At 68.7% G+C, this 502-nt stretch carries 1 protein-coding gene; it reads right to left on the bottom strand.

The window, feature by feature from the left end; translation table 11 throughout:
- Positions 1–502, bottom strand: a 502-nt coding sequence (locus tag ACYVJ0_RS13880) for a hypothetical protein (RefSeq protein ID WP_460818449.1), incomplete at both ends; no start/stop codon positions are given.

Below are 502 nucleotides of genomic sequence, written 5' to 3'. Positions count from 1 at the left end.
GTCCCAGAAGCCGTCCTCGAGCCCGTTGACCTTGTCGCCCGACACGACCTCCTCGATCTGGGAGATCGCGGTGCTCGCCGCCGAGTTCTTGTCGCCGTGCCCGCTGTTCCACTCGGCCTCGGCCTGGGTGATCTGGCTCTGGAGGTCGTTGACGGCGTTGTTCGCGTTCGTCTGGGCACGCTGCGCGTCGGACTTGTCCGCGTCGCTCGCGTCCTTCGGCAGGTCGTCCACGCCACTCTCGGCGCTCGACGCCGTGGCCTGTGCCGTCTCGAGGTCGGCGCGGAGCGTCCGGAGCCTGGCTGCGGCGGGGTCGGCCTCGTTCTTGGCCGCGCGCAAGGACGCGCCGTACGCCGTCAGTGCCTCACCGGTGTAGGAGTAGCGCTCACGCGCCTTCTCGATGTCCTCACGCACCTCGCCGGCCAGCTTGCGCGTCTTGTCCATCGACTTCGCCGTCGTGTTGGTGTCGTCGACGATCTGCTGCAGAGAGGAGACGGACCGAGCG

The organism is Microbacterium petrolearium, assembly GCF_054782875.1.
This window is presented reverse-complemented; position numbering and strand designations above follow the sequence as displayed.